This is a genomic window from Pseudomonas sp. NPDC090201, assembly GCF_044746825.1.
Classification (GTDB): domain Bacteria; phylum Pseudomonadota; class Gammaproteobacteria; order Pseudomonadales; family Pseudomonadaceae; genus Aquipseudomonas; species Aquipseudomonas putida_AD.
This window is the reverse complement of sequence record NZ_JBIVCX010000009.1, coordinates 97,716-121,757: the sequence shown is the minus strand read 5'-3', so window position 1 is coordinate 121,757 and position 24,042 is coordinate 97,716. Positions and strand designations below refer to the sequence as shown.

The 24,042-nt window shown below is 62.4% G+C and carries 21 protein-coding genes; 4 read left to right on the top strand and 17 right to left on the bottom strand.

The genetic code is table 11. The features are described 5' to 3' along the window. Positions 1–75: 75 nt before the first annotated feature. The 4 genes from ACIPOO_RS21025 to iolC all read right to left on the bottom strand — a co-directional run bounded on the left by ACIPOO_RS21025 (position 76) and on the right by iolC (position 5,444). A complete protein-coding gene (locus ACIPOO_RS21025; RefSeq protein WP_400609556.1) occupies positions 76–1,575 on the bottom strand; it encodes a CoA-acylating methylmalonate-semialdehyde dehydrogenase in 1,500 nt (499 codons plus the stop codon). Between the two features lie 148 nt (positions 1,576–1,723). Beyond that, on the bottom strand, positions 1,724–2,533 hold the full coding sequence (gene iolB, locus ACIPOO_RS21020; RefSeq protein WP_400609554.1) for a 5-deoxy-glucuronate isomerase: 810 nt from the start codon (positions 2,531–2,533) through the stop codon (positions 1,724–1,726). Between the two features lie 2 nt (positions 2,534–2,535). After that, a complete protein-coding gene (gene iolE, locus ACIPOO_RS21015) occupies positions 2,536–3,444 on the bottom strand; it encodes a myo-inosose-2 dehydratase (protein WP_400609552.1) in 909 nt (302 codons plus the stop codon). Positions 3,445–3,506: 62 nt separating this feature from the next. Next, entirely contained in the window at positions 3,507–5,444 is a 1,938-nt protein-coding gene (gene iolC / locus ACIPOO_RS21010) for a 5-dehydro-2-deoxygluconokinase (RefSeq protein ID WP_400609550.1), read from the bottom strand. Between the two features lie 235 nt (positions 5,445–5,679). On the opposite strand from iolC, the gene ACIPOO_RS21005 reads away from it, so the two are divergent. Further along, positions 5,680–6,603: a MurR/RpiR family transcriptional regulator gene (locus ACIPOO_RS21005; RefSeq protein WP_400609548.1), complete on the top strand. Its 924-nt coding sequence runs from the start codon at positions 5,680–5,682 to the stop codon at positions 6,601–6,603. An 897-nt stretch (positions 6,604–7,500) separates the two neighbouring features. Here the strand turns inward: ACIPOO_RS21005 and ACIPOO_RS21000 are convergent. The 11 genes from ACIPOO_RS21000 to ACIPOO_RS20950 form a co-directional block, all read right to left on the bottom strand. Further along, positions 7,501–8,505: a lysylphosphatidylglycerol synthase domain-containing protein gene (locus tag ACIPOO_RS21000; RefSeq protein ID WP_400609546.1), complete on the bottom strand. Its 1,005-nt coding sequence runs from the start codon at positions 8,503–8,505 to the stop codon at positions 7,501–7,503. Then, on the bottom strand, positions 8,502–9,752 hold the full coding sequence (gene clsB / locus ACIPOO_RS20995; protein ID WP_274133559.1) for a cardiolipin synthase ClsB: 1,251 nt from the start codon (positions 9,750–9,752) through the stop codon (positions 8,502–8,504). Before clsB ends, ACIPOO_RS21000 begins: the two co-directional genes overlap by 4 nt. Continuing rightward, complete coding sequence (locus tag ACIPOO_RS20990) at positions 9,749–10,462, bottom strand: endonuclease/exonuclease/phosphatase family protein (RefSeq protein ID WP_337993894.1); 714 nt, start codon at positions 10,460–10,462, stop codon at positions 9,749–9,751. Before ACIPOO_RS20990 ends, clsB begins: the two co-directional genes overlap by 4 nt. 89 nt (positions 10,463–10,551) lie before the next feature. Next, positions 10,552–11,469, bottom strand: a complete 918-nt coding sequence (locus ACIPOO_RS20985) for a DUF72 domain-containing protein (protein WP_400609544.1) — start codon at positions 11,467–11,469, stop codon at positions 10,552–10,554. A 110-nt stretch (positions 11,470–11,579) separates the two neighbouring features. After that, positions 11,580–12,215: a CGNR zinc finger domain-containing protein gene (locus ACIPOO_RS20980; protein WP_400609542.1), complete on the bottom strand. Its 636-nt coding sequence runs from the start codon at positions 12,213–12,215 to the stop codon at positions 11,580–11,582. Positions 12,216–12,315: 100 nt separating this feature from the next. Beyond that, positions 12,316–12,927 (bottom strand): adenylyl-sulfate kinase, encoded by a 612-nt coding sequence (gene cysC / locus ACIPOO_RS20975; protein ID WP_400609540.1) that lies wholly within the window; start codon positions 12,925–12,927, stop codon positions 12,316–12,318. Positions 12,928–12,951: 24 nt separating this feature from the next. Next, complete coding sequence (locus ACIPOO_RS20970) at positions 12,952–13,734, bottom strand: class I SAM-dependent methyltransferase (protein WP_400609538.1); 783 nt, start codon at positions 13,732–13,734, stop codon at positions 12,952–12,954. Continuing rightward, positions 13,694–14,881 carry a hypothetical protein gene (locus ACIPOO_RS20965; protein WP_400609536.1) on the bottom strand — a complete coding sequence of 396 codons (1,188 nt, stop codon included), beginning with the start codon at positions 14,879–14,881 and terminating at the stop codon, positions 13,694–13,696. Before ACIPOO_RS20965 ends, ACIPOO_RS20970 begins: the two co-directional genes overlap by 41 nt. Before the next feature lie 38 nt (positions 14,882–14,919). Further along, on the bottom strand, positions 14,920–15,651 hold the full coding sequence (locus ACIPOO_RS20960; protein WP_274133565.1) for an SDR family NAD(P)-dependent oxidoreductase: 732 nt from the start codon (positions 15,649–15,651) through the stop codon (positions 14,920–14,922). Then, positions 15,648–16,385, bottom strand: a complete 738-nt coding sequence (locus ACIPOO_RS20955) for a sulfotransferase family protein (RefSeq protein ID WP_400609534.1) — start codon at positions 16,383–16,385, stop codon at positions 15,648–15,650. The genes ACIPOO_RS20960 and ACIPOO_RS20955 overlap by 4 nt, the downstream gene beginning before the upstream one ends. Next, on the bottom strand, positions 16,382–17,464 hold the full coding sequence (locus ACIPOO_RS20950; RefSeq protein WP_400609532.1) for a transaldolase family protein: 1,083 nt from the start codon (positions 17,462–17,464) through the stop codon (positions 16,382–16,384). Before ACIPOO_RS20950 ends, ACIPOO_RS20955 begins: the two co-directional genes overlap by 4 nt. Before the next feature lie 685 nt (positions 17,465–18,149). Between ACIPOO_RS20950 and ACIPOO_RS20945 the strand changes: the two genes are divergently transcribed. Then, positions 18,150–18,692 carry a cytochrome b gene (locus ACIPOO_RS20945; RefSeq protein WP_400609530.1) on the top strand — a complete coding sequence of 181 codons (543 nt, stop codon included), beginning with the start codon at positions 18,150–18,152 and terminating at the stop codon, positions 18,690–18,692. A 9-nt stretch (positions 18,693–18,701) separates the two neighbouring features. Here ACIPOO_RS20945 and ACIPOO_RS20940 read toward each other — a convergent pair whose 3' ends face one another. Then, positions 18,702–19,913 carry a cytochrome c biogenesis protein DipZ gene (locus ACIPOO_RS20940; RefSeq protein WP_400609528.1) on the bottom strand — a complete coding sequence of 404 codons (1,212 nt, stop codon included), beginning with the start codon at positions 19,911–19,913 and terminating at the stop codon, positions 18,702–18,704. A 17-nt stretch (positions 19,914–19,930) separates the two neighbouring features. After that, entirely contained in the window at positions 19,931–20,191 is a 261-nt protein-coding gene (locus tag ACIPOO_RS20935; protein WP_274133570.1) for a DUF2790 domain-containing protein, read from the bottom strand. Positions 20,192–21,129: 938 nt separating this feature from the next. Between ACIPOO_RS20935 and ACIPOO_RS20930 the strand changes: the two genes are divergently transcribed. Together ACIPOO_RS20930 and ACIPOO_RS20925 are read left to right on the top strand one after the other, a co-directional pair. Then, on the top strand, positions 21,130–22,809 hold the full coding sequence (locus tag ACIPOO_RS20930) for an MFS transporter (RefSeq protein ID WP_400609526.1): 1,680 nt from the start codon (positions 21,130–21,132) through the stop codon (positions 22,807–22,809). Continuing rightward, on the top strand, positions 22,806–24,005 hold the full coding sequence (locus tag ACIPOO_RS20925) for an HlyD family secretion protein (RefSeq protein ID WP_400609524.1): 1,200 nt from the start codon (positions 22,806–22,808) through the stop codon (positions 24,003–24,005). The genes ACIPOO_RS20930 and ACIPOO_RS20925 overlap by 4 nt, the downstream gene beginning before the upstream one ends. Positions 24,006–24,042: the final 37 nt, after the last annotated feature.

The following is a 24,042-nucleotide window of genomic DNA, read 5'->3' as shown; positions in this document are numbered from 1 at the left end:
TCGAACGCAAGATATGCGTTGGATGTACCTGCGTCGTCGCGGGCAAGCGCGCTCCTACAGAGTTCGGCGTATGCGTTACTTCGCCGTCGGCATGCTGAACTCCGCGCCCTTGGCGATGCTGTCCGGCCAGCGCTGCATCACGCTCTTGTAGCGGCTGTAGAAACGCAAGCCCTCTTCACCGTAGGCGTGGTGATCGCCGAACAGCGAGCGCTTCCAGCCGCCGAACGAATGCCAGGCCATCGGCACCGGAATCGGCACATTGATCCCGACCATACCCACCTTGATGCTGCGGGCGAACGCGCGGGCGATGCCGCCGTCACTGGTGAAGCACGACACACCGTTGCCAAACTCATGGGCGTTGATCAGCTCCACCGCTGCGGCGAAATCCGCCACGTGAACGATGCCCAGCACCGGCCCGAAAATCTCTTCTTTATAGATGGTCATCTCAGGGGTGACGTCATCGAACAGCGTCGCACCCACGAAGAAGCCCTTCTCGGCGCCCGGCACCTTGAAGTTGCGGCCATCCACAATCAGTTTCGCGCCTTCCTTCACGCCCTGTTCGATGTAGCCCTCGACCTTGGCCTTGTGCACCGCCGTGACCAGCGGGCCCATGTCCGAATCCTTGTTCATGCCGTTGCCGACCTTGAGCGAGTCGATGCGCGGCAGCAGTTTGTCGATCAGCTTCTGGCCTACATCGCCGACCACCACGGCGATGGAAATCGCCATGCAGCGCTCGCCCGCCGAACCGTAGGCGGCGCCAATCAGGGCGTCGGCGGCCTGGTCCAGGTCGGCATCGGGCATCACGATCATGTGGTTCTTGGCGCCGCCCAGCGCCTGCACCCGTTTGCCGTTGGCAGTGCCTTGCTGGTAGATGTATTCGGCAATGGGCGTTGAGCCCACGAAGGAAATCGCCTCGACATCCTTGTGCTGAAGCAGCGCATCGACCGCCAGCTTGTCGCCCTGGACCACGTTGAACACGCCGTCCGGCAACCCGGCCTGCTTGAGCAGGCGGGCCATCAACAGGCTGGCCGAAGGGTCGCGCTCCGAAGGCTTGAGGATGAAGCAGTTGCCGGTCACCAGGGCCATGGGAATCATCCACAGCGGCACCATGACCGGGAAGTTGAACGGGGTGATGCCCGCGCACACGCCCAGGGGCTGGCGCAGGTTCCAGTTGTCGATGCCGCCGCCGATGTTGTCGCTGAAATCGCTTTTCAACAGGCTCGGCGCGCCACAGGCGAACTCGACGATCTCGATGCCGCGCACCACTTCGCCCTTGGCATCGGAAAACACCTTGCCGTGTTCCCGGCAGATGATTTCGGCCAATTCGTCGTGGTGCTGGTCGAGCAGTTCCTTGAACTTGAACATCACCCGTGCGCGACGCAGGGACGACTGGTCAGCCCAGGCGGGGAACGCGGCCTTGGCGGCGGCTACCGCCTGGTCGACGGTTGCAAGTTCGGCCAGCGCCACCCGGGCCTGGACCTCGCCGGTGGCGGGGTTGAACACATCGCTGAATCGCTCGCTGGCGTCCTGTTCCTGGCCGTTGATGCAGTGGCCGATGATCGGGGCGTTGCTCATTGCGGGGCTCCTTGAAGAGTGCACTTACGTAGCAGCACGGCTTGCCGGCGGGTGCGGTGTGTCAGGCGACCATGATGTTGCTGATCCACCGCTCCCGCCGGCAAGCGGAACGCCGCCCGGCCGGGCTGCTACGGGGTATGTGTCAGGTTTAGAGATCCAGCAGCCATTGATGCTGCGGATCATTGTGAAATTGCCAGGCGCGTTTGGGGCCGGCCATCACGTTCAGGTAATAAGACTCGTAGCCGTAGGGCACGCTGACCGGGTGGTAGCCCTTGGGCACCGTGACCAGGTCGTTGTTTTCCACGGCCATGGCCTGGTCGATGCTGCGATCGTCGGTGTAGACGCGCTGGAAGATGAAGCCCTGTGGCGGGTTGATCTGGTGGTAGTAGGTCTCCTCCAGAAAACTCTCGTGAGGCAGGTCGTCCTTGTCGTGCTTGTGCGGCGGGTAGCTGGATGAATGACCCGACGGCGTGCGCACTTCCACCACCAGCAGCGAATGGGCAGGCTCCGAATCCGGCAGGATGTCGCACACATAACGGGTGTTGGCCGCCTTGCCGCGCACGCTGCGCTTCATGGTGTCAGGCTTGATCAAGCGTGCAGGCAGATCCCCTTCGGGATTGCCGGGCGCCGCGCACACCGCGATCTGCACAGCGCTCAAGGCCACCACCTGCGCCTGGCTGCCGGGCGGCAAGTATACGGCGAAGGGCGATTTGTCTTCGAACACCGATTGTCGGTCGCCGATGTTTTCCCAGTTGAAGCTGCCCTGCCCCGGCGCTTCGCCGCTGACACTGACGCGCCCGCTGAGCAGCACCAGGCACAGCTCCTTGTCGCCCGCGCTGACCGGCAGACGCTCGCCCACTGTCAGGCGATGGGCAGCAAACCCGACGTACTCCAGCACGCCCTCACCCAGGGCCACCACATCGCGCCCCTCAGCCTTGCTCTTGACCAGAAGATTCATGTTCACAAACTCCCTTGTTTTTGCGCAGCGGCCAGCAGGCTGCGCAGGGTGTCGTAGCCTTTCTTCGCATAGACATAGCTGGGTGCGACCGCAGGATCCTGCTCGGCCTCGACCACCAGCCAGCCCTCGTAGCGCGCCTTTATCAGCACATCGAGCAGGGCTGCGAAATCGATGTCGCCATCGCCCGGCACTGTAAAAGTGCCATTGACGATGCAATCCGGAAAGCTCCACAAATTGTTGCGTGCCAGTTGCACCACCGGTTTGCGCACGTCCTTGAAGTGCACATGGCACACCCGGTCGATGTGTTTGCGCAGCACCGCAAGCGGCTCGCCACCGCCCATGTAGCAATGGCCCGAATCGAACAGCAGGCCCACTTCACTGCCGGTCAGCGCCATCAGCTTGTCGATGTCTTCAGGGGATTCGACATAGGCGCCCATGTGGTGGTGATACGCCAGGCGCACGCCTTGTGACAAGGTGAAACGCGCAAGCTCCGTGAGTTTGTCCGCGTATTGCTGCCACGCCGCGTCACTGTGAAAGCGCGGACGCTCCACCAGACGAATGCGCTGGCCCTGGATCGAGTCGGCCACCTCACCGTAGACCAGCACCCCCGCGCCGTTGTGCTTGAGCAGCTCGACGTGGCCGGCGATGGCTTCGATCTCTTCGGCCACCGAGCGGCTGGCCAGGCGGCTGGAGTACCAGCCTGATACCAGCGCCAGGTCATAGGGCTTGAGCACATCGGCAACACCCTTGGCGTCCTTGGGGAACTTGCCGTTGAGTTCGAAGCCTTCGTAACCTATCTCCCGGCCCTCGCTCAAGGCGGTGCTCAGTGGGGTTTCGCCGCCCAGGGCCGGAAGGTCGTCGTTGCTCCAGGAAATCGGGTTGATGCCAATTCGGATTGCAGAAGCGTGCATGGCTGGACCTTTGTTGTTTTTTTCGCGTTGAACATGGGATTGCAGCGGATCAGGTCAGGTGCTCAGCCCCGCGCCTCGCGCCAGGATTCGATCAGGAAACCGAAGGTGCTCTGCACCCGGCTGATGAGCCCGGCGTCGTCGATCTCCCCTTCCAGCCAGGCACGGCTGGGCTCGTGGAAAATCGTGCGGCCCACGGCAAAGCCGCGACAGGTCGAACTGCGGCTCGCTTCGCGAAAGCCGGCAGCCAGTGCTTCGGCCGGGGCGTTCAGGCCCAGCAACACGACGCCACGGCAATAAGGGTCGCGCTCCTGAATCAGTGCATCGAGCTGTTCCCAGACGTGCGCCGGCTGGGTTTCGATCTTCCACCACGCAGGGTAAATCCCCAGATTGTAGAGGCGTTTGAGGGAGCGATAGATCACCTCGGGGTGAGTGCTGGGGTGATCCTTGGGCGGAATGACCTCCAGCAACAATTCATGACCGCTGGCCTGCGACGCCTGATACAGCCCCATCAGTTGCGCTTCCTGTTCCAGGCGCAGCATGGGTTCGTCATCGGGATGGTATTGCACCAGGCATTTGATGATCTGCTCCTTGGGCCAGGCCATCAGGTTGCTGCCGATGGAACGGCCATGCTCAAACGCCAGCGGCCGCGAGCCCTGCACTTCGACCGGCCGGGCGATCCACCAGTCGCGGCCGGTGGCAGCGTTCAGCGAATCCTGGCCGAAGCGTTGATCGGCCAGCAGCCCGACATCGGCGGCGATTCCGCGCCGGGCCAAGTCGGCCTCGACCCGCTCCACCGCCTGAATGAACAACTGCTTGAGCTGACCGATGCAGGCCAGGTCACGCCCGGCCTTCTGCGCCAGTTCCACCAGTTGCCCGCGATGATCGAAGGCGAAAATGAACAGCTGCTTCCATTCCCGGCGCGGCACGCTGACCTGATGCAGGCGCTGCAGCGTGACGTCCTGGTCAGGGCGGGTGATTGGTACCGGGCTCTCGAACAGGTAGTCCAGTTCCGCCAGCGTCGGCATGGCCGGGGCGCAGGCATGGCGCGACACCACCAGCCCGCCGCAGGCATTGGCCAACTGGCAGCAGCGCTCGTCGCTTTCGTCGTTGAGCCAGCCTTTCAGAAAACCGGACATGAACGCGTCGCCTGCGCCCAGCACGTTCAGTACCTCGACGCGCACGCCGGGGTAGATCGCGCCGTCTTCGAGCCGCGCAGGAATCGCTCCATGGATCACCGTGCAGCCTTGTGGCCCGAGCTTGACCACGAGGGTAGCGGCGGTCAGCTCGCGCACGTTACGCAGGGCGCCGAGCAGGTCGGTCGAGCCGCCGGCGATGAGAAATTCTTCTTCGGTACCGACGATCAGGTCGAAGCGCGGCAGGATGCGCTGCACATGCTGGCTGACACTCTGGTTGGCGACGAAGCGGGTCTGGCCATCGGCCTTGCCGGTCAGGCCCCAGAGCACCGGGCGATAGTCGATGTCCAGCACGCGCTTGACGTTGTGCTTCTCGGCGTAATCGAGCGCCTGGCTGCTGGCCTTGAACACCTGGTCGGTGGAGAAATGGGTGCCGGTGATCAACAGCGCCTTGCTCGACGCGATCTGCGCCTCATCGATGTCTTCGGCGGCCAGGGCCATGTCGGCGCAGTTTTCCCGGTAGAACACCAGCGGGAAGGTTTCGCGATCCTTGATGCCCAGCAGCACCATGGCCGTCAGGCGTTCGGCATCGACCTTTATGCCGCTGACATCGCAGCCTTCGCGGGCCAGGGATTCCACCAGGAAACGCCCCATGTGATCGTCGCCGACGCGGGTCAGCATGGCCGACTTCACCCCGAGGCGCGCCGTGCCAAACGCGATGTTGGCGGAGGACCCGCCCAGGTACTTGGCGAAACTTGAGACATCTTCCAGCCGCGCGCCGATCTGCTGCGCGTACAGGTCCACGCCCAGACGCCCAAGGCACACCACATCCAACTGACGTCCACTGGCAAAACGAGTCTGGCCCATGCCGGCTCCTCATATTTATTGTTATCAGCCAGGCCTGCGTGAGAGGTGCAGGCCGCGTTCGTGAATGCAGACTAGAACGGCATCGCGTCCGGATCAATGATTTTTTCTAAATTATTTTCATGTGGAACTTTTTTTCTATTTTGCGCAAATGCTGGCAGATCGTGCTAAACAGGCAGGATATAAATGTGAAGCCCTGTAAACTGGGGCGATAAGAAAAGCTTGAGGATCCGAACGTATGTCCAGCACTGATCAGCCGTCCCTGCCCGACACCGACGACAGCCCCGCGTCGTCCATCACCGCGCCGGAAACCGCTGATGCCCTGCTCAAGCTGATCACCTCCGAATACGAAAGCCTGCCGCGCCAGCTCAAGCGCATCGCCAGCTACATGAGCCAGCAGAGCGACCGGATCATGGTCGACCGCATCAGCGACATCGCCCGCGAGTGTGAAGTGCACCCTTCGGCCATCGTGCGGTTTTCCCAGCGTTTTGGCTTCAGTGGCTTCAGTGAAATGCAGGCGCTGTTTCGCGAGGCCTACACCCACAAAGCCACGCCGGTGCAGAACTACCAGCAACGCATCCGCAGCATGATCGCCAACAAATCGCAGAAAGCCAGCGGCGGCGACCTGGCGCGCGAATGCGTGAACGCTACGCTGTCGGGGCTCGAGCGGCTGGCGCTGGAACTGGACGACGAGTCGTTCGAAAAGGCTGTGGATCTGGTGGTCAACGCCGACAACATCTACGTGGTCGGCGTGCGCCGCTCGTTCGCGGTGGCCGATTATCTGGTCTACAACCTGCAGCACACCAACAAGCGCATCCATCTGGTGTCGGGCCTTGGCGGCAGCTATCGCGAGCAGATGCGCAGCGTGCGCGCCAATGACCTGGTGATCGCGATCAGCTTCACGCCCTATGGCAAGGAGACGCAGCACTGCCTGCGCATTGCCCAGCATCATCAGGCCAAGACGTTGATCATTACCGACAGCAACCTGTCGCCGCTGGCCAAGCGGGCCAATGCGGTGTTGTTGGTCAATGAGGGGAGCTCGTTTGCGTTTCGTTCATTGAGTGCGACGCTGTGTTTGTGTCAGGCGTTGTTTATCGCTGTGGCGTATCGGTTGGAATTGAAGGTGGATGAGATTTCGGAGCAGGTGGGGTTTGAGGATTGAGGTTTTTTTGGCTTTTGATTATGGGCTGATCCGTTAGCTGTGGTGACGGGGATTCACCCTCCCGCCCTTACGGCGGGGTCGATCTTGCGGACGACATCGTCCGAACGCGGCAAACCGTAGGAGCGCGCTTGCCCGCGAATGGGCGGTACATTCGATGGAGAGGTGTCGCATGCACCACCGCCGTCGCGGGCAAGCGCGCTCCTACAGATGCAACCCCCACCCGTAGCAGCACGGCTTGCCGGCGTCGGCGATCCCAGGTCCGCCATCGCGAGCGAGCTCACTCCTACAGGGTTTGGATCAGTTCCGTGTTCTTCGCCATATCCAAAATCGTAGGAGCGCGCTTGCCCGCGAATGGGCGGTACATTCGATGGAGAGGTGTCGGATGCACCACCGCCGTCGCGGGCAAGCGCGCTCCTACAGATGCAACTCCCCCCCGTAGCAGCACGGCTTGCCGGCGGGGGCGATCTTGCGGACGTCCCCGCCGGCAAGCCGTGCTGCTACGGGTCGGGGGTGTGTTTTAGATTTTGATTTTGATCTTCTTACGCGGTGGTTCAGACACCGCCGAACGCGACGTCAAGGCGCCAGGCCGAGCGCAGGCGTCGTGTAGGGGGATGAGCGGCAGGAGCCGCGAAAGCCGTGCGGGCCATGGATGGCCCATCATGGCGTGCCCCCGGAACGGCGCCGGAGGGAGGGAACCGAGACGAAGTCGAGGCCCAGCCAGGAGCAAATGGTTTGCCTACTTTCCCGAAAGAAAGTAGGTCGCCCGTAAGGGGCGAAACCCTAAAGCCCAGCCACCGCGAAAACGGATATACACACGACTTCAGCGTCGCAAGAAGACGCGGAGCGTCAATAGAGCCGTTACCACGCAGAGCGTGGGAACGATCATCAATACAAAAATCAGAGATCCCGCGCTTCGTTACGCCTGCGCATGCCCTTGGCCCGTTTCTCCAACACCAGATACACCACCACCGCCAGCATCAGCGGAATCAGGAAATAAATCACCCGATAGCCAATCAGCGCCGCCAGCAACTGCCCCTTGCTGAACTGATGCTGCATCAGCGTAATGAACACCGTTTCCAGCACCCCAAGCCCCGCCGGGATATGAGCGATGACCCCGGCGATGCTGCTGATCAGCAAAATCCCCAGCACCGCCGGATAGAAGGCCTTTTCCGGCAGCAGTATGTAAATCAGCAGCGCCATCAGCCCCCAGTTCAGCGCCCCCAGGCAGGCCTGGCGCAGTGCCTGGTTCAACGACGGCAAGACCAGCTTCTGCTTGCGAATGGTCCAGGTGCGCCGATGAGAAAAGCGGCACGCCAGAAAGTACCCGAAACACACCGCCAGCAACACGAAGCCGATCAACTGCAGCGTCGTGTCGCCGATCTTCCAGCCTTCGGGCAGGTCGATGAAATCCCCGGCGAACACGAACCCGGCCAGCAGCATGTAGCCCAGCCAGTTGGTCACCAGGCTCAGGCTGAGAATGCGTGTGATGGTCGGCACATCCAGCCCCAGTCGCGAATACAAACGGTAACGCAGGGCGATGCCGCCGACCCAGGAACTCAGGTTCAGGTTGAAGGCATAACAGACAAAGGTCACCGGCACGATCTGCTTCACCGACAGCTTGTGCTCGGTGTAGCGCCGCGCCAGCACATCGAATCCGCAATAGGTCAGGTAACTGCCCGCCGCCACCACAAAGCCCAGCGCCAGGGTGCTGGCCTTGTAGGATTCCAGCGCGTGGGTCACCTCGTTCCAGTCCAGGTTTCTCACCAGCAGAAACAGCAACACCGGCACGGCGACGAAAAAAAACAGTGTGAACAGGCGCTTGGCCCACTTCAGCCAGGGGCCTTGTTTGCCAGTGGCCTGCTCCGTGCCTGGGTGCCCGGTTGTCCGCGACAGACCGCTCATGACGACTTCTCCTGTTCGGGCGCCAATTCATGCTTGAGCACCTGGGCCTCTGGCAGCCCGTCGGCGGCGCGCATGGGCTTGAGCCGCGGACCGTGGACCGGAAACAGGCCGGCGATGGCAGGGAAATGCCGCAGAAAGTGGAAGCTCAGGAAGATCATCGGCGCCCGCCACCACTGCCCTTTCGCCAGCCCTTTGAGGTTGGCCTGCTTGCTGTGGGCGGCCGCCAGGTCCTGCAAGTGCTGATGCAGCTGCTCGTTCAGCGCCCGGTCGCGGATGAACAGATTGGCCTCAAGGTTCAGCGCAAGGCTCAACGGATCGAGGTTGCTGGAGCCCACGGTCGACCATTCGTGGTCAATCAGCGCCACCTTGCCGTGCAGCGCACGTTGCTTGTATTCGTGGATCACCACCCCTTCGCGCAGCAGCCAGGTGTAGGTGAGGCGCGAACACATGCGCACGAACGGCATGTCCGGCTTGCCTTGCAGGATCAGGGTGACCTTCACCCCCCGACGCGCGGCGTTGCGCAGTTCACGCAGGAAGCGGTAACTGGGGAAGAAGTACGCATTGGCGATGGTGATGCGCTGTTGGGCGCTGCGCATGGCGAGCAGGTATTGCTCTTCGATGTCAGTGGTGTGCTGGCGATTGTCGCGCTCGGCCAGCAACATGCGCGCAGGGCCCGCCTGGCGGGTTACAGGTTTGAGCGGCGCAAAGGTCTTGCGCAACGCGGGGCTTAGCATGTTCAGGGTCGAGCGATGGATGTCGGCCACGATGGGGCCGCGCACCAGCACCGCATAATCCTGCTTGGCGGTGATGCCGGTGTCCGCCATGTGATCGACGCTGTAGTTGATGCCGCCCATGAACGCCAGCTCGCCATCGATCACCACCACCTTGCGGTGCAGGCGGCGGAACAGGTTGGTGCGCATGCCCATGAGCCGCGGCTGCGGATCGAACAGCTGGATCTGCACACCGGCCTCGATCATCTTCGCCACGAACGCCGAACTCAGGTCACAGGTGCCATAGTCGTCCACGGTGATCACCACCCGCACGCCACGGCTGGCCGCCTCGATCACCGCCTGTTGCAGGCCTTCGCCGATGCGGTCTTCGAAGATGATGAAGGTTTCCAGCAATACCTCCTGCCGGGCCGCACGAATACAGGCGAAGACCTTGCTGAAATAGTCCTCGCCATTGATCAGCAACTCCACCGAGTTGCCGTCCTGCCAGATGCCGCATCGATCGTTGAATGTCTTCACAGGATCACCTCCACGGCCAGTGGCGCGTGATCGGACAGGTGTGACCAGGGCCGGTTGGACAGGACCTGGGGTTTGGCGATGCTGACGTTGCGCACGTAGATGCGGTCCAGCCGCAACAGGGGAAAACGCGCCGGAAAGCTCTTGGCCGGAGCGCCGAAGGTTTCGACGAACACCTCGCGCAAGCCGGTCGAGGCCAGCGCCGCATCGGCCTTCTGGCGCCAGTCGTTGAAGTCTCCGGCGATGATGACCGGTGCATCGGCCGGCAGCCGCGCGACCAGGTCGGCCATCAGCGCCAGTTGCTGCTGACGATGAATTTCCTTGAGACCCAGGTGCACGCACACGGCGTGGACCTCGCCACAGTCCGGCACCTGCAACACACAATGCAGCAGGCCGCGCTCTTCGGTGCCGAGGATCGAAATGTCGAGGTTCTCATGGCGCACGATGGGGTATTTGGAGAGCAGCGCGTTGCCGTGATGGCCGTGGGGGTACACCGCGTTGCGACCGTAGGCGAAGTCCTGCCACATGCTGTCGGCGAGGAATTCGTACTGCGAAATGGTCGGCCAGTTCTTGACCTTCTGCGCATGGCTCTGATGCTCGCCGTGCACCTCTTGGAGGAACACCACATCGGCCGACACGCTGCGCACCGCATCGCGCAGTTCGGGCAGGATGAAGCGCCGGTTGAGGAAACCGAAGCCCATGTGCATGTTCATGGTCAGCACGTGCAGGGTGATGCGGGTGGACGCCGGCGGTCGTCGGCGGCCGGTGTCCTGAGGGGCGAGGACGCTACTGGAAATGCTGCTCAAAACTCAACTCCTTGCAGATCGCCGGGCGCGACTTGCAGCGCGTCGGTCAGCTTGAAACGCGCAAGCAAGGCCCGTGCGTCATAGGGCGCGCGCACCTTGATGTCGTTGTCGAAGTAACAGAAGACATCCCGCGACTTGCGCGCCCGCATAGCTTTGCTAGAGGCAAGATGAGCGTCAGCGGGTTGTTCGCCCTGGCGCCACGCATCGATGCGGTCGCGCCAGCGCTTGAGCGCAGGCTTTGTGTAGCCACTGGCGTAGAGTTTTTCGTCGCCGTGCAGGCGCAGGTAGATGAAGTCGCAGGTAAGGTCTTCCAGATACGGCCACTTGCCGGCCGTGTCGGCGGTTACCAGCGCCACCTTGTACTTGCGCAACAGGGCGATGAATTCGGCGGCGGCAAAGCTTTCATGGCGAATTTCCACGGCATGACGCAGGCGCGCCCTGGCCGGAATGTCGAGATAGCCCGGTTTCTCCATGCGCGGCGCGCAGCCCTGGGCGCAGGTTTTGGCGGCCTTGCCATCGTGGGGCAACTGCTGCAGGAAATGCTCGAAGCGTTCAGCGTCGAATTTGAAGCTTGGCGGGAATTGCCAGAGGATCGGCCCCAGCTTGTCCTTCAACTGAAACAGCCCCGAGGCAAAGAAGTTGGCCAGGGCTTCGTCGATGTCCTTCAGACGCTTGACGTGGGTGATGTAACGCGGCGCCTTGAGGCTGAAAACGAAGCCCTTGGGCGTGTCTGCATACCAGCGGGCGTAGAGATCCGGCGACTGCAGAGAGTAGAACGAGCCATTGATTTCAATGCTGTTCACCGCTCTGGACGCAAATTTGAGTTCGTTTTTCTGAGCCAGGCCTTCCGGGTAGAAATCACCGCGCCACGGCACATAGCGCCAGCCCGAGATGCCGATACGGATATCGCCCATGCAAGTGCTCTCTGTGCTTCCCGCCACGGCCCGTGCCGTGAGCGCCTTCAAAAGGATATGAAGCTTGAGAGGTGGCCAGGTTCCGTAGTTTTTTGCAGGGCTTGGCTGGCCTAGAAGTGCCCAACCGCCCTGCGAGCCTTCTCGCGTGCGCCACAGACACTCATCTGACACCAGCGGCGCCGGCCGTTTTTCGAGGTGTCGATGAACAGCCAGTCGCAGTCAGGTGTCGCGCAGGCCTTGAGCCTGGAGAGGTCGGGAGATGTCAGCAGCGCCGCAGCCTGTACCGCCATGCGCCCGATGAAACCTGCGGTCATGGCTTCCAGGGAGTCAGCCGGCAACCAGCGCCAGATGAACCCGCCCGGCACCGCTACCACCTGACGCTGCGCAGCGGTCTGGGCCAGGGCCGCGTTCAGCTCGTCCATGGCCACAGGATCCGCGGCCTCGCCCAGCGCCACGGCCAGGAACAGCCGGTACAGCGACTCGCGCAACGCAATCAGTTGGCTGAACGCCGTGATGCTGTGCCAGGACGCATCATGCACCAGTTGCACCAGCCGCTCATGCTCGTCCGAACCGATCAGGCCAGCGTGATGAAACCAGTGCACGACGTCTTCGAGATTCGACAACTTGTCGATCACCTCATCAAGCCCTGTGCCGGGCCTGCGGCCATCGCAGGTATTGAGGAAGTCGAGCACGCCCATGCCGCCCACCAGGCGGATGGCATTGACCTTCAACTGACCGATAGACATCGCCCGTCCCCAGCAGTGGCTCACTGCTGAATAATGGCAGAGACGGGCGAATTCGAGGGAATTTCTGACGACTGCCCCTTCAAACGAGGGGGATGAACGGTCATTCGCCTCTGGAACGGCGCAGCCAGTCGTCGATCATGCCCACCGCCTCGGCCACGCTGGTCCGGTCGCTGTGGATGTGCAGCTCAGGGCACACCGGAGGTTCATACGCCGAATCGATGCCGGTGAAGCCGCGAATTTCACCCTGGCGGGCACGCCGGTAAAGCCCCTTGGGATCCCGCGCCTCGGCCACCGCCAGCGGCGCATCGACAAAGACTTCGACGAACCGCTCGGTGCCGATGATCGATCGCGCGTAATGGCGGCAGGCATAGGTCGGCGAAATCAGCGCCACCATGACGGTCAGCCCGGCATCGGCCATCAACGCCGCCACCTCCGCCACCCGGCGCACGTTTTCTTCGCGGTCATGGTCGCTGAACCCGAGGTCGCGACACAGGCCGCTGCGCACCGAGTCTCCGTCGAGGATGCAGGTCCTGAGCCCGCGCCCCTGCAATACCGGGTTGAGACCGTCGACGATGGTGGACTTGCCGGCCGCCGAGAGCCCGGTCAGCCAGATGACATGGGGCGCAGGCTGCCCTTCGCCCGAGGCCTTGCGGGTGAATGAATAGGCGAACAGGTTGTGGGTCGAGCCTGAAGGGGCACTCTGGATGTTCATGCTAAAGCCTCCCTGGCTTTGTTTTCAGGCGAAGGCCTGATGGATGATGAAGTCGGCGCGCATCGGGTCATAGACATGCTTGAAGTCGCCCACGCTCTTGCCGACATCAAACCCGGCCAGCGCCAGCTCGCCTCTCAGCTGCGCGGGCAATACGGGATAAACCCGCAGCCGGAAACAGGCGCCATCGCTGAAGGTGTAGATGAACTCGCACAGGGAGCGGTTGAGCTCCCCCAGCGTGACCTTCGCGCTCTTGCCACAGTAGTAATAGCGCCCCGACGACGAAAAATGCCCACTGAGGATCGCCTGGAAATTGCGCTGATCGATCAACAGCAGTCCGCCGGGCTTGAGCACGCTACGAAAGCGCTTGAGCACTTCGACCCGCTCGTCCTGCTCGAAGAGGTGGCACAGCGAGCTGCCCAGGCACACCACCGCATCGAAGGTGCCGAGCAGCCTGGGATCAAGACGATGCCAGTCCAGGCACAGCAACGGAATGTCGAGGCTGCGCCGGGCGAAGTTGACTTTGGCCCGTTCGAACATGCTCGGGCTGCCATCGCAGGCCACCACATCGAACCCGGCCCGGCGCAGTTGCACCGCGTGAAAGCCGGTGCCGGTGGAAGCGTCGAGCACTCGACAGGCGCCGGCCGCGAGCAGTTGATCGGTGAAGAACGACCCCTCCCCCGCGGCGCGTTTGTCCCAGTCGATCAGTTCATCCCAGCGGGCGACGAAATCGGCGCTGTACTGTTGCGCGTAATCCTGATCGTCAAGATCAACTGGCGCGGCGGGTGATAGCGGGTTGCTGACTGACATGGCTGCTGACTCCCTGCTGATGAATGTCGCTGGCGAACGCCCGGTATTTACGCCCCAGCTCCTCTGCACAATGCGCCGCTTCCGATACCTTCATCTGCGGCATGAAATAACCCAGCATCTGTTCCATCACGCCCATCTGCGCGCGGCCGAACACCACCGTGCCATCGGCCAGGATCGACTCGATGCCGTCCTGGCGCTGCCCGGCCTCGTTGAGCGTGATCGCCTCCTCGCGGGTGACGCCATACGGCAGCCCGAGCAGCACCTGGCCCATGCCGACCTTGACCGGATACCCACCCGGCAGGCCGTGGGGGCCGGGGGCATGGACGTGCACTTCGTCTTCGGCGAACAGGTTTTCCAGCACCCGGATCGCCGACATCGCGGTCAGGTACTGGCCATCGATGCCGCCCAGCCGGCGGAAGTGTTCAGCGACGCTGGCAAAGATGGCCTGGGCAGGGAATTCGTCGGTGCGTTCGCGGCCGTCAATCCAGTAACTCAGGTTGAAATGGGCCTGGGCCGGCAAGCCACGGCGGGGCACGTAATGACTGAAGTAATGCTGGCCGATCAGCTTGACCCCGACCTGAAGCGGCTCGCAGTGCGCCAGCCGGGCGATGGCGCAGCGGGTGGCCGGCACCAGATTGGCGATATTGCCCACGACCACGTCCGGCGCCAGGCCGGCCTTGAACAGCACCGCATTGACCGCATCGGGGTACGCGGCGTTGACCACCAGGCTTCTGGGGCAGGACTGCTTGATCGCCCGCATCAAGGCATAGGCCGGCGCCAGGTGCATCGGCAGCCAGGGCCCCAGTTGCGCCTCGTCCAGCGCGTCGAAGGTCACCTTGGGAAGCTGGGTGATGATGCGCCAGGACTGCAGCGAAGCGCAGTTGAGAATGATGTCGGGCTTGATCTTGGCGAGGGTGTAGGCGTTGCGCTCGATGGTGGCCTCGGTCAGGTCCATCTCCCAGGGCTGGATACTGACCTGCACGTCCCGCTGCAAGGCCGCCAGCCGCACCAGGTTGCACAGCCGCGTGGCCTGTTCCAGGTTGCGGCTGGCCACGTGAAATTCGAACTGATTGCGTCCGGCCAGAATCTGCAGGATCTGCAGGCACAGATTGCCGCCGCCAACGATCAACAACTTTTTGCGTTGCATGTCGTGTTCTCCTTGTTAGCGTCCCTCGCCCGGTCGCGTCAGCGCGGGTAGGCGCCGTTGTCGACTGCGATGACTTTCCCGGTCAGGTGGCGGCTCTGGTCAGACAGCAGAAACATGATCACATCGGCCACGCCCTGGGGTTCGATGGGCTCGTCGAGGATTTCCTGTCGTTCGTACTCCTTGCGCCGATGCTCGGGGATGCGGTCATGGATGGAGGTGTTGCGCACCAGCGCCGGAGACACCGCGTTGACCCGCACCCGAGGGGCGAAATTCCAGGCGTTGGCCTTGGTCAGGCCGATGACGCCCGCCTTGGTGGCGCCGTAGAGAGCGTCCATGCTGCCCACCTCGCCGGCCACCGAGGTGATGTTGATGATGCTTCGCGAATGCTGCGCCTGGGGTTCGTGCCGGGCGAAATCCTTGGACAGGTAGACCAGCGACTTGAGGTTTACCGCCCACATCTCCTCCATGTCCCCGTCGCTGTAGTCGTACACGCTCTTGCCGTTGTAGACGCCTGCGTTGTTGACCAGCCCGTGCAGGCTGCGGTGCTTGTGAACCTCGTAGAGATTGCCGATGAACGACTGGTAGACCGATGCCTGGGCGAAATCGACCAGGTGGGTTTCCAGCCTGTGGGGTGGCAGGTCGCGTTGCAGGGCCTGCAAGCCGAGGCGATCCTTGTCGGCAGCGATCACGAAGAACCCCGCCTCCACACAGGCCATCGCGGTGGCCCTGCCAATGCCGTTGGCGGCGCCGGTGATAACGATCTTTTTCATGGATGTCCCTGCTGCACGAAGTGATTCATGCGCTCGTAGAACGGCCGATGGACCTGGTAATACGCCATCAGATGGGGGGATTCAGTGAGCTGGCGTTCGTCGAATCCGGTTTCCGGCGCGACGATCCGGGTGCTGCTCTCCGCCTCCTTGTGCCAACTGCGCCAGGCCATCCATTGCGCAGGGCAACCGGCCTCCCAACTGAGCGCCTCGGGCAGGAAGTCCAGCTGCAAGTGGTCACAGAGCCTGTGCAGGGTCTGCTCCGGCTGCCGGGCCAGGTCATCGCCATTGACCACGTAGGGAATCTTTCCGGTGAGCCGCGTCACCTCGCAGAAGATTTCGTACAGTGCCTTGTGCCCGATGGCCGCCAGCGGCATCTGCGCGAACATCGCGTGGTGGGACAGGATGGCCCGGCCCGGCTCGCGAATGATGAACACGTTCTGCTGCTCCAGCAGAAACTCGGGGTCGGCCTTGAGCTCGTCCAGGCAGTGGTAGCACATGTCCTTGTGAAACACGTTGCGGGCCTGGCGGGTGTCGCGCAGCAACGCCTTGATCGCTTCGTAGCTGCGCGGCAAGCCGCAATCCAGATCGTCGTGGGGGATGGCGGACTGCTCGTCGAACGCCATGTGCGCGAAGGGTTCATGGAACACCTCGAAATCGCCGCGTTCGATGAACACCCGCTCAAGCACCGTAGAGCGTGAACGCGGGTGCGCCCACAGCGCGATCATGCGGTTCATGAGGCACGCTCCATGGGCATGCCATTCACAGGCGCGCCGTGTGCATTCTTGACGAACGCCAGCAAGCGCTCCTGGCCATCGCGTGCATCGCGGCTGGCGGTGATGAACGCCGGATGACGGGAAAATTCGGACGGCGCCAGATCGCCTTCGAAGTACGCCTGGTTGAAATAGGGAATCGCCATCAGCCGGTTCAGCACCCGCTTGGGCACCTGCACCCAGTCCCGGGCGGGCACGATCGGCTGGCCTTGCTGCTGGCGGCGGATGAGAAACTCGAGGATCTGCGGCGTCATGGTATAGAGCGTGGCATCTGCCCCGGTGCGCTGCAGGTGCCAGCAGTGCTCGCGGCCGCGCACATCGGTGTCGATCTTCAGGCTGCACAGCAATAGCCGCGCCGGTGTCTGCCAGCGGCGCAGCAGCGCCTGCATCGCCTGATACACCGCAAGCTCGGCCCAGCGCCGGTCGGCTGCAGTCAGGTGCAGACGGCGTTGCCGGGCCTGGCCTTCGAACTCGGGCTCGGCGCCCAGCCGTCCGATCATGAAACTGATGACATAGCGTGCATGATCGGTATTCACGCCCTGAACCTGTGCACGCAGGCGTCCGTTGTGGATGGCCTTGAGGCAGGCGGCCACCTGCGACACCGTAAAGCAGAAGGTGTTGTTGACCGAACAGCCCTCGGCCACCAACTGTTCGATGGCGCGATAGCCCTGCTCGCTGCCGGGCACCTTGACCATGATATTCGGCGCCAGGCTCGCCAGTTGCAGCCCCCGGGCCACCAGCATCCCCTCGCCCATGCGCTCGCCGCCATCGATCTGCGCCGACAGCCAGCCATGGCGCCTGGCAGAACCCACCCACGAGGGATAAAGCACATTGGCACCTTCGACAATGGCCTGGTCATAGACCCTGCGGGCCTTTTCGGCACTGGGCAGGCTCAGGGACAGGCTGGCGAGGTAGTCGCGCCATTTAGCGCTGTTTTCCAGGACGGTGCGGCTGATCAGGCTCGGATTAGTGGTGGCACCGCTGATATCGCCAGCTTGTCGCGAAAAGACTTCGGGCAATAAATGAGCGATGTAATCCGACATATCGGGATAAAGCGACAACATGCGCCTTTTAAAGAGGGCGCACTCTGTGGGGGACGAATCCCACCACACTTCGGAGTCCATGTTTTGCTGTTTCAACAGGCGAGCGAATCCGGGGACGTCCATGTGCAGAGTCCTGTGTGCAAATATCCATGAATGGTGGTGAAGGCCCCAGTGGAGCTGGGCAAAATGCCAGTCTGGTCAGACCGATAGTCAGGGACGCTGAACCGTCGGTGATAAAGATGGATCCAAGTGGATTACCTGTCAAACTCGTTTCGATGGATTGCTAATTATGAATAATTATAAACATAGCAATTGATAGATCTTAAAAACAAAATAACTTCAATATCGAGCCATACCCTCATTTGAATAACATCATTCGAATTAACTCTTTAACAAATAGTATTACTTATTACTGACAAGTTATTTATTTGGCGCCTATTTGTTGGACATGAATATAAACCACACACTTTTACGGTTATGGATGCAAAACATTCTAAGGACCGTGATCTGCAACATTCTGCCGATCAGCGTTTTGCAACGTTTCAAGGCATGGGCTGCGCTGGTAAAACCGGCACGCCATTTGAAAGCCATCACAGCGCTTGATCGAAACCTGTGGCGCTGACAGCGTTCATAAAGGCAAGGCAAACTGCCTGCGAAAAAAAACCAGGAACCGAGGGACCCGACCGTGAGTACACCTATCAATACCGAACGCTACAGCTACAAGGCCCGCTGGTTTCACTGGGTGATGGCCGTGCTGATCGTGCTGGCCTACGCGCTGATTCTCAGCCGCAGCCAGTTCGCCAAGGGCACCGATCTGCGCGCGCTGGTGGTCCAGAGTCATTTCTGGGTGGGGATCGTGGTGTTCATCATGGCTTGGTTTCGCATCGCCGAGCGTCACCGCCACACGCCCCCGGGCATTACCCCCCCACTGGAAGGTGCCCTGCGCCTGGCCGCGACCCTGTCGCACTACGCGCTGTATGCCTTCCTGCTCGCGCAGCCGCTGCTGGGCCTGTTCACCGTGTTGCTGGAACGCGGTGCGTTACCGATTCCGCTGACGTCGCTGAGCATTCCCGCTCCGTTCGCCATCGCCAAGGACACCGCCGAAACGCTGGAGCATTACCACGTGCTGCTGGGGACGATCTTCTACTACGTCATCGGGCTGCATGTGATTGCAGCCCTTTGGCATCACTTCGTGCGCAAGGACAATACCGTGCGCCGCATGGTGTAGCCCGCTCGATCAGCCCTTGGCGCGGGCTTCGGCGAGGAGTTGCTGGATCACCTGCTCCTGGGTGTCGTAGCCGCCTTCGCCGAAGTGGGTGTAGCGGATCTGGCCCTGGGCATCGATGATGTAGTGCGCAGGCCAGTACTGATTGCCGAATGCGCGCCAGATGGCGTAGTCATTGTCGATGGCAATCGGGTAATTCAGGCCCAGCTTGGCGACGTTCTTGCGCACGTTGTCCACCACCCGCTCGTAAGGGTATTCAGGGGTGTGGACGCCGATCACCACCAGGCCGTCCTTCTCGTACTTCTTCGCCCACTCGTTCACATACGGAATGCTGTGCTGGCAGTTGATGCAGTCGAAGGTCCAGAAATCCACCAGCACCACCTTGCCCCGCAGCGACTCCTTGCTCAGCGCGGGTGAGTTCAGCCATTGCACGGCACCGGACAGCGACGGCATTTCACCCTTGGCACTGACATCAGGTGCCGAGGCTGCCTTGACGCTGCTGACCAGGTAATCGATGACCTTCGGCACGCCGCTCAGCAGGCCCTGCTCCACCGCCGCCGCGCCCTGGGATGAGGTGCCGGCCAGCAACTGATTCTGCGAACCGCTGGCGATGGTCACCGCCACCACCAGCGCCGCAAGGCCCGCCCCGCGACGCAACCAGGAAGTGACCGGCAGCGACAGTTTCATCTTCGCCACCAGGCCGCGCCCGGCGAAGATCAGCGCCCCCAGCGATACCGCGCTGCCCAGGCCATAGGCCAGCAGCAGCAGGCTGGTCTGTGCACTCGGGCCCTGCAGCATGGCGCCGGTCAGGATGATCCCCAGGATCGGCCCGGCGCAGGGCGCCCACAACAGCCCGGTGGCCACGCCGATCAGCAACGAGGCCGAAGGGCCGGACAGCCGGCGGGTGGCCGGGTCCAGGCGATTGCCCAGTGTCACCAGCGGCCAGGTCAGCCAGTGGCCGATCCTGGCCGATAACAGCGACAGCGCGAACAGCACCAGGATCACCAGCGCCACCTGCCGGCCAATGCCGTTGGCGGTCACTACCCAATCACTGCTCACCACCGCAAGGCTTGAAACCAGGGCGAAGGTCAGGCTCAGGCCGAGCAGCGTCAGCAGCACCGAGGACACCGAGCGGTCGGCGCGGGCGAACAGAAACGGCACCACGGGGAGGATGCAGGGGCTGAGAACGGTGACGATCCCGCCCAGGAATGCGATGAGCAACATAGGGAGTACCTGCCTGATCAGTTGTCGTGGCAGCCGCCGGAGAAGCTCTTGTAGTCGAGCACGTGGGTCTGGTTCATCGAATCCAGGTAGGTCAGTTGCGAGGTGACGACGCCGCAGACCGGGGTGGTGCCTTCGTGGGAGGAGATGACTTTCTGGATGTCCAGGTGGTCGCCGTATTTGTAGGCCTGTGGTTTGGCCAGGTCCTGGGCCTGGGCAGACAGGGCGCCCAGGCTCAGGGCGGCGAACAGGGTGGCGATTGAGAGGTTTTTCCAGTTCATGGCGATCTCCAGAGGTTTTCAGTGTGTTCAAGGTTGTGTGTTTCGTTGGAGCCTATTGAACGGTCTGGAGGTATCGCGGATGTGTCGGGGGGGCGGGGCTATTTCATCGGTAAGTGTCTATGGGGGGTGTGGATACAGTGGGATACAAATCCGCGTGGGCGTTCCCCTGCTGAATGATCGTTCCCACGCTCCGCGTGGTAACGGCTTGTGTGACGCTCCGCGTCTGCGGGTGACTTCTAGGTCGTGTGAATATCCATTTTCGTGGTGGTTTTGGCCTAGGGTTTCGCCCCTTACGGGCGACTGACTTTCCTTACGGGGAAAGTAAGCAAAGCCATTGCGACAGGCTGGGGTCCTTCGGACTTCCCTCGACTCCGGCGCCGCTCCGGGGGCATGCCGTCCCGTCCATATGAGCGCCGTCCATGGCCCGCACGGCTAGCGGCTTCCTGCCGCTCATCCCCCTACACGACACCTGCGCTCGGCCTGGCGCCTTAACGTCGCGTTCGGTGTCGTCTGCACCATCGCGTAAGAAGATCAAAATCAAAATCAAAAACACACCACCATCCCGTAGCAGTCCGGCTTGCCGGCGTCGGCGCCCTTGAGATCGCCCCCGCCGGCAAGCCGTGCTGCTACGTGCGGGTTGACTCAACCCTGTAGGAGTGAGCTTGCTCGCGATGGCGCCCTTGAGATCGCTCCGCCGGCAAGCCGTGCTGGTACGGGTCGGTGTTCGCATCTGTAGGAGCGCGCTTGCCCGCGACGGCGTCTTCAAGATCGCCCGCATCAGCAAGCCGTGCTGCCGTAGACATAAATTCCTGACCCACCTCCAATCCAATCCAGAGCATCTAAACTCCTCTCACGCACAATCGTCATACGCCACGGGCATCTGGTGAGTAATATCGCTGCAGCCACGGTCTCAGGACAGCATCCTTCAGGTCTGCTCGATGAACGACAAGTACACACCCCACAATTGGGCACCCCACGAGCGGCCGACGATTCCCGGATCGCCGTCTACACCTTTGCATTCCACGCCCAAGCGCTGGGCGTTTGCGATTGTCGGGGTGATCGTTGCCCTCACCGGCGGCCTGGGGAATGCGCTGGTGGTTGCCAACCTGCAATACCTGCAAGGCGCGCTGGGTGCGACCCAGGCTGAGATCGCCTGGCTGCCTGCCGCCTATGTGATGACCAACGTCTCGATCAACCTGCTGCTGGTGAAGTTTCGCCAGCAGTTCGGCCTGCGGGCGTTTACCGAAGTGTTTCTGGTGCTCTACGCGCTGGTGACCTTCGCCCATCTGTTCGTCAACGACATCGAATCGGCCATCGCCGTGCGCGCCGCCCACGGCATGGTCGGCGCGGCGCTCAGCTCCCTGGGCCTTTACTACATGATCCAGGCCTTCCCGCAGAAGTGGCGCATGAAAGCGCTGGTGCTGGGCCTGGGCACGGCACAGCTGGCCACACCGCTGGCGCGACTGGTGTCCGAAGACCTGCTGCAGATCGCCGAATGGCGCGGGTTGTACCTGTTCGAGCTGGGAATGTGCCTGCTGTCCCTGGGTTGTGTGTTGATCCTCAAGCTGCCGCCAGGTGATCGCTTCAAGGCCTTTGAAAAGCTCGACTTCCTGACCTTCATCCTGCTCGCCACCGGCTTCGCTGCCCTGTGTGCGGCGCTGTCGCTGGGGCGCATCGAATGGTGGCTGGAGGAGCCGTGGATTGGCGTGGCCCTGGCCTCCTCCATCGCCTTGATCGTGATGGGCATCTGTATCGAGCACAACCGCACTCGCCCCTTGCTGATCACCCGCTGGCTGGGCAGTGGGCGGATGATCCGCTTCGCCATGGGCGTGTTGCTCACCCGTATCGTGCTGTCGGAGCAGGCCACCGGCGCCGTGGGTTTTCTGCAGGGCATGAATCAGGGCACCGAACAGTTGCACACCCTGTATTTCTTCATGCTGCTGGGCAGTGTCGCGGGGCTGGTGGTCAGTGCGATGACAATTCACCCGCAGCACCTGTTCAAGCCGCTCATCATCTCCCTGGCGCTGATGGCCACAGGTTCGATCATGGACAGCTTCTCCACCAGCCTGACCCGTGGCCCGCAGATGTATTTCAGCCAGTTCCTGCTGGCGTTCGGTGGCACGTTCTTTCTGGGGCCAACGCTGGTGCTGGGCATGAGCGGCGTGTTGAGCAACCCGCGCAACATGGTCAGTTTTTCGGTGCTGTTCGGGATCGCACAGAACGTCGGCAGCCTGATCGGCTCGGCGTTGCTGGGCACCTTTCAGGTCTGGCGCGAGAAGTTTCATTCGGCGCACATCGTCGAGCACGTGACCCTGCTGGACCCGCAGGTGCAGGCGCGCTTGCAGAGTTCCAGCGCCTCGTACCTCTCGGCCATCGCCGACCCTTCGGCGCGCACCAACCAGGGCATTCGCGCCCTGGCCACCGCCGCGACCCGGGAGGCCAATACCCTGGCCTATAACGATGTGTTCATGCTGATCGCCCTGATCGCGATCCTGACCATGATCTGGATCACCAGCCGTGCGACCTGGCTGTGGATCACCACCGAACCGGTCGCGCCGTTCACGCCATCCCCTTCGACACCCTCTTCCGTTCAACCCAGCGGCGTACAACCTTCATGACAGAACCGAGCAAGCCTTCCGGCACCCCACCGCCCACCCAGGCCGCCCCGGCACCTTCGGCAAGCCCCGCCCCGGCACCGGCAGCGATGCCCGCCACCAGCCAGCCGCGTTCGGCGAAGATTCGCCTGGTGTCGTCGATCCTGTTCGGCGGTGTCGCGCTGGCCGGGGTGCTGGTGGTGCTGTACGCCTGGCAACTGCCGCCATTCAGCAGCCCCATCGAAAGCACCGAAAACGCCCAGGTGCGCGGGCAGACCACGATCATCGGGCCGCAGCTGAGCGGTTACGTGTATGAAGTGCCGGTGCAGGATTTTCAGTGGGTCAAGGCAGGCGACCTGCTGGTGCGCATCGATGACCGCATTTACCAGCAGCATCTGGATCAGGGCTTGGCGCAATTGGGCATTCAGAAAGCCGCGCTGGACAACAATCTGCAACAGCGGCGCAGCGCCGAGGCGACCATCGTGCAGCGCCAGGCGACGGTCGCCAACGCTCAGGCCCAGAGCGAGAAAGCCGCCGCCGACCTGCGCCGCAGCACGGCACTGGTGACCGATGGCTCGATCTCGAAAAGCGAACTGGACGTGACCCGCGCCGCCGATGCCCAGGCCCGTGCCGCCCTGGCCGAGGCCAAGGCCACGCTGGAAATCGCCCGTCAGGATTTGCAGACGGTGATCGTCAACCGCGGCTCCCTCGAAGCCTCGGTGCAGAACGCCGAAGCCTCCATCGAGCTGGCGCGCATCGATCTAAGCAACACCCGCATCACCGCGCCTCGGGACGGTCAGCTCGGCCAGATCGGCACCCGCCTGGGCGCCTACGTCAACTCTGGCGCGCAACTGATGGCGCTGGTGCCAAAACCGCGCTGGATCATCGCCAACATGAAGGAAACCCAGATGGCCAATGTGCGCCTGGGACAGCCGGTAACCTTCACCGTCGATGCCCTGGAAAGCCGCAAGATGCGCGGGCGGGTGCAGCGGATCTCGCCAGCGGCGGGTTCGGAATTCAGTCTTTTGCCGGCGGACAACGCCACGGGCAACTTCGTGAAGATTGCCCAGCGGATCCCGGTGCGGATCACCGTGGACGACGATCAGGACGGCGTAGAGCGCCTGCGCCCGGGGATGTCAGTGGTGGTGAGCATCGACACCAGCCAGGACGGCCCGGTGCCGCCCGATCCTGTCGACGGCTCGGTGGATAGCCAGCACTGAGGGGTCGCCCGTTCATCGGCTCGACAAGGAACCTGCC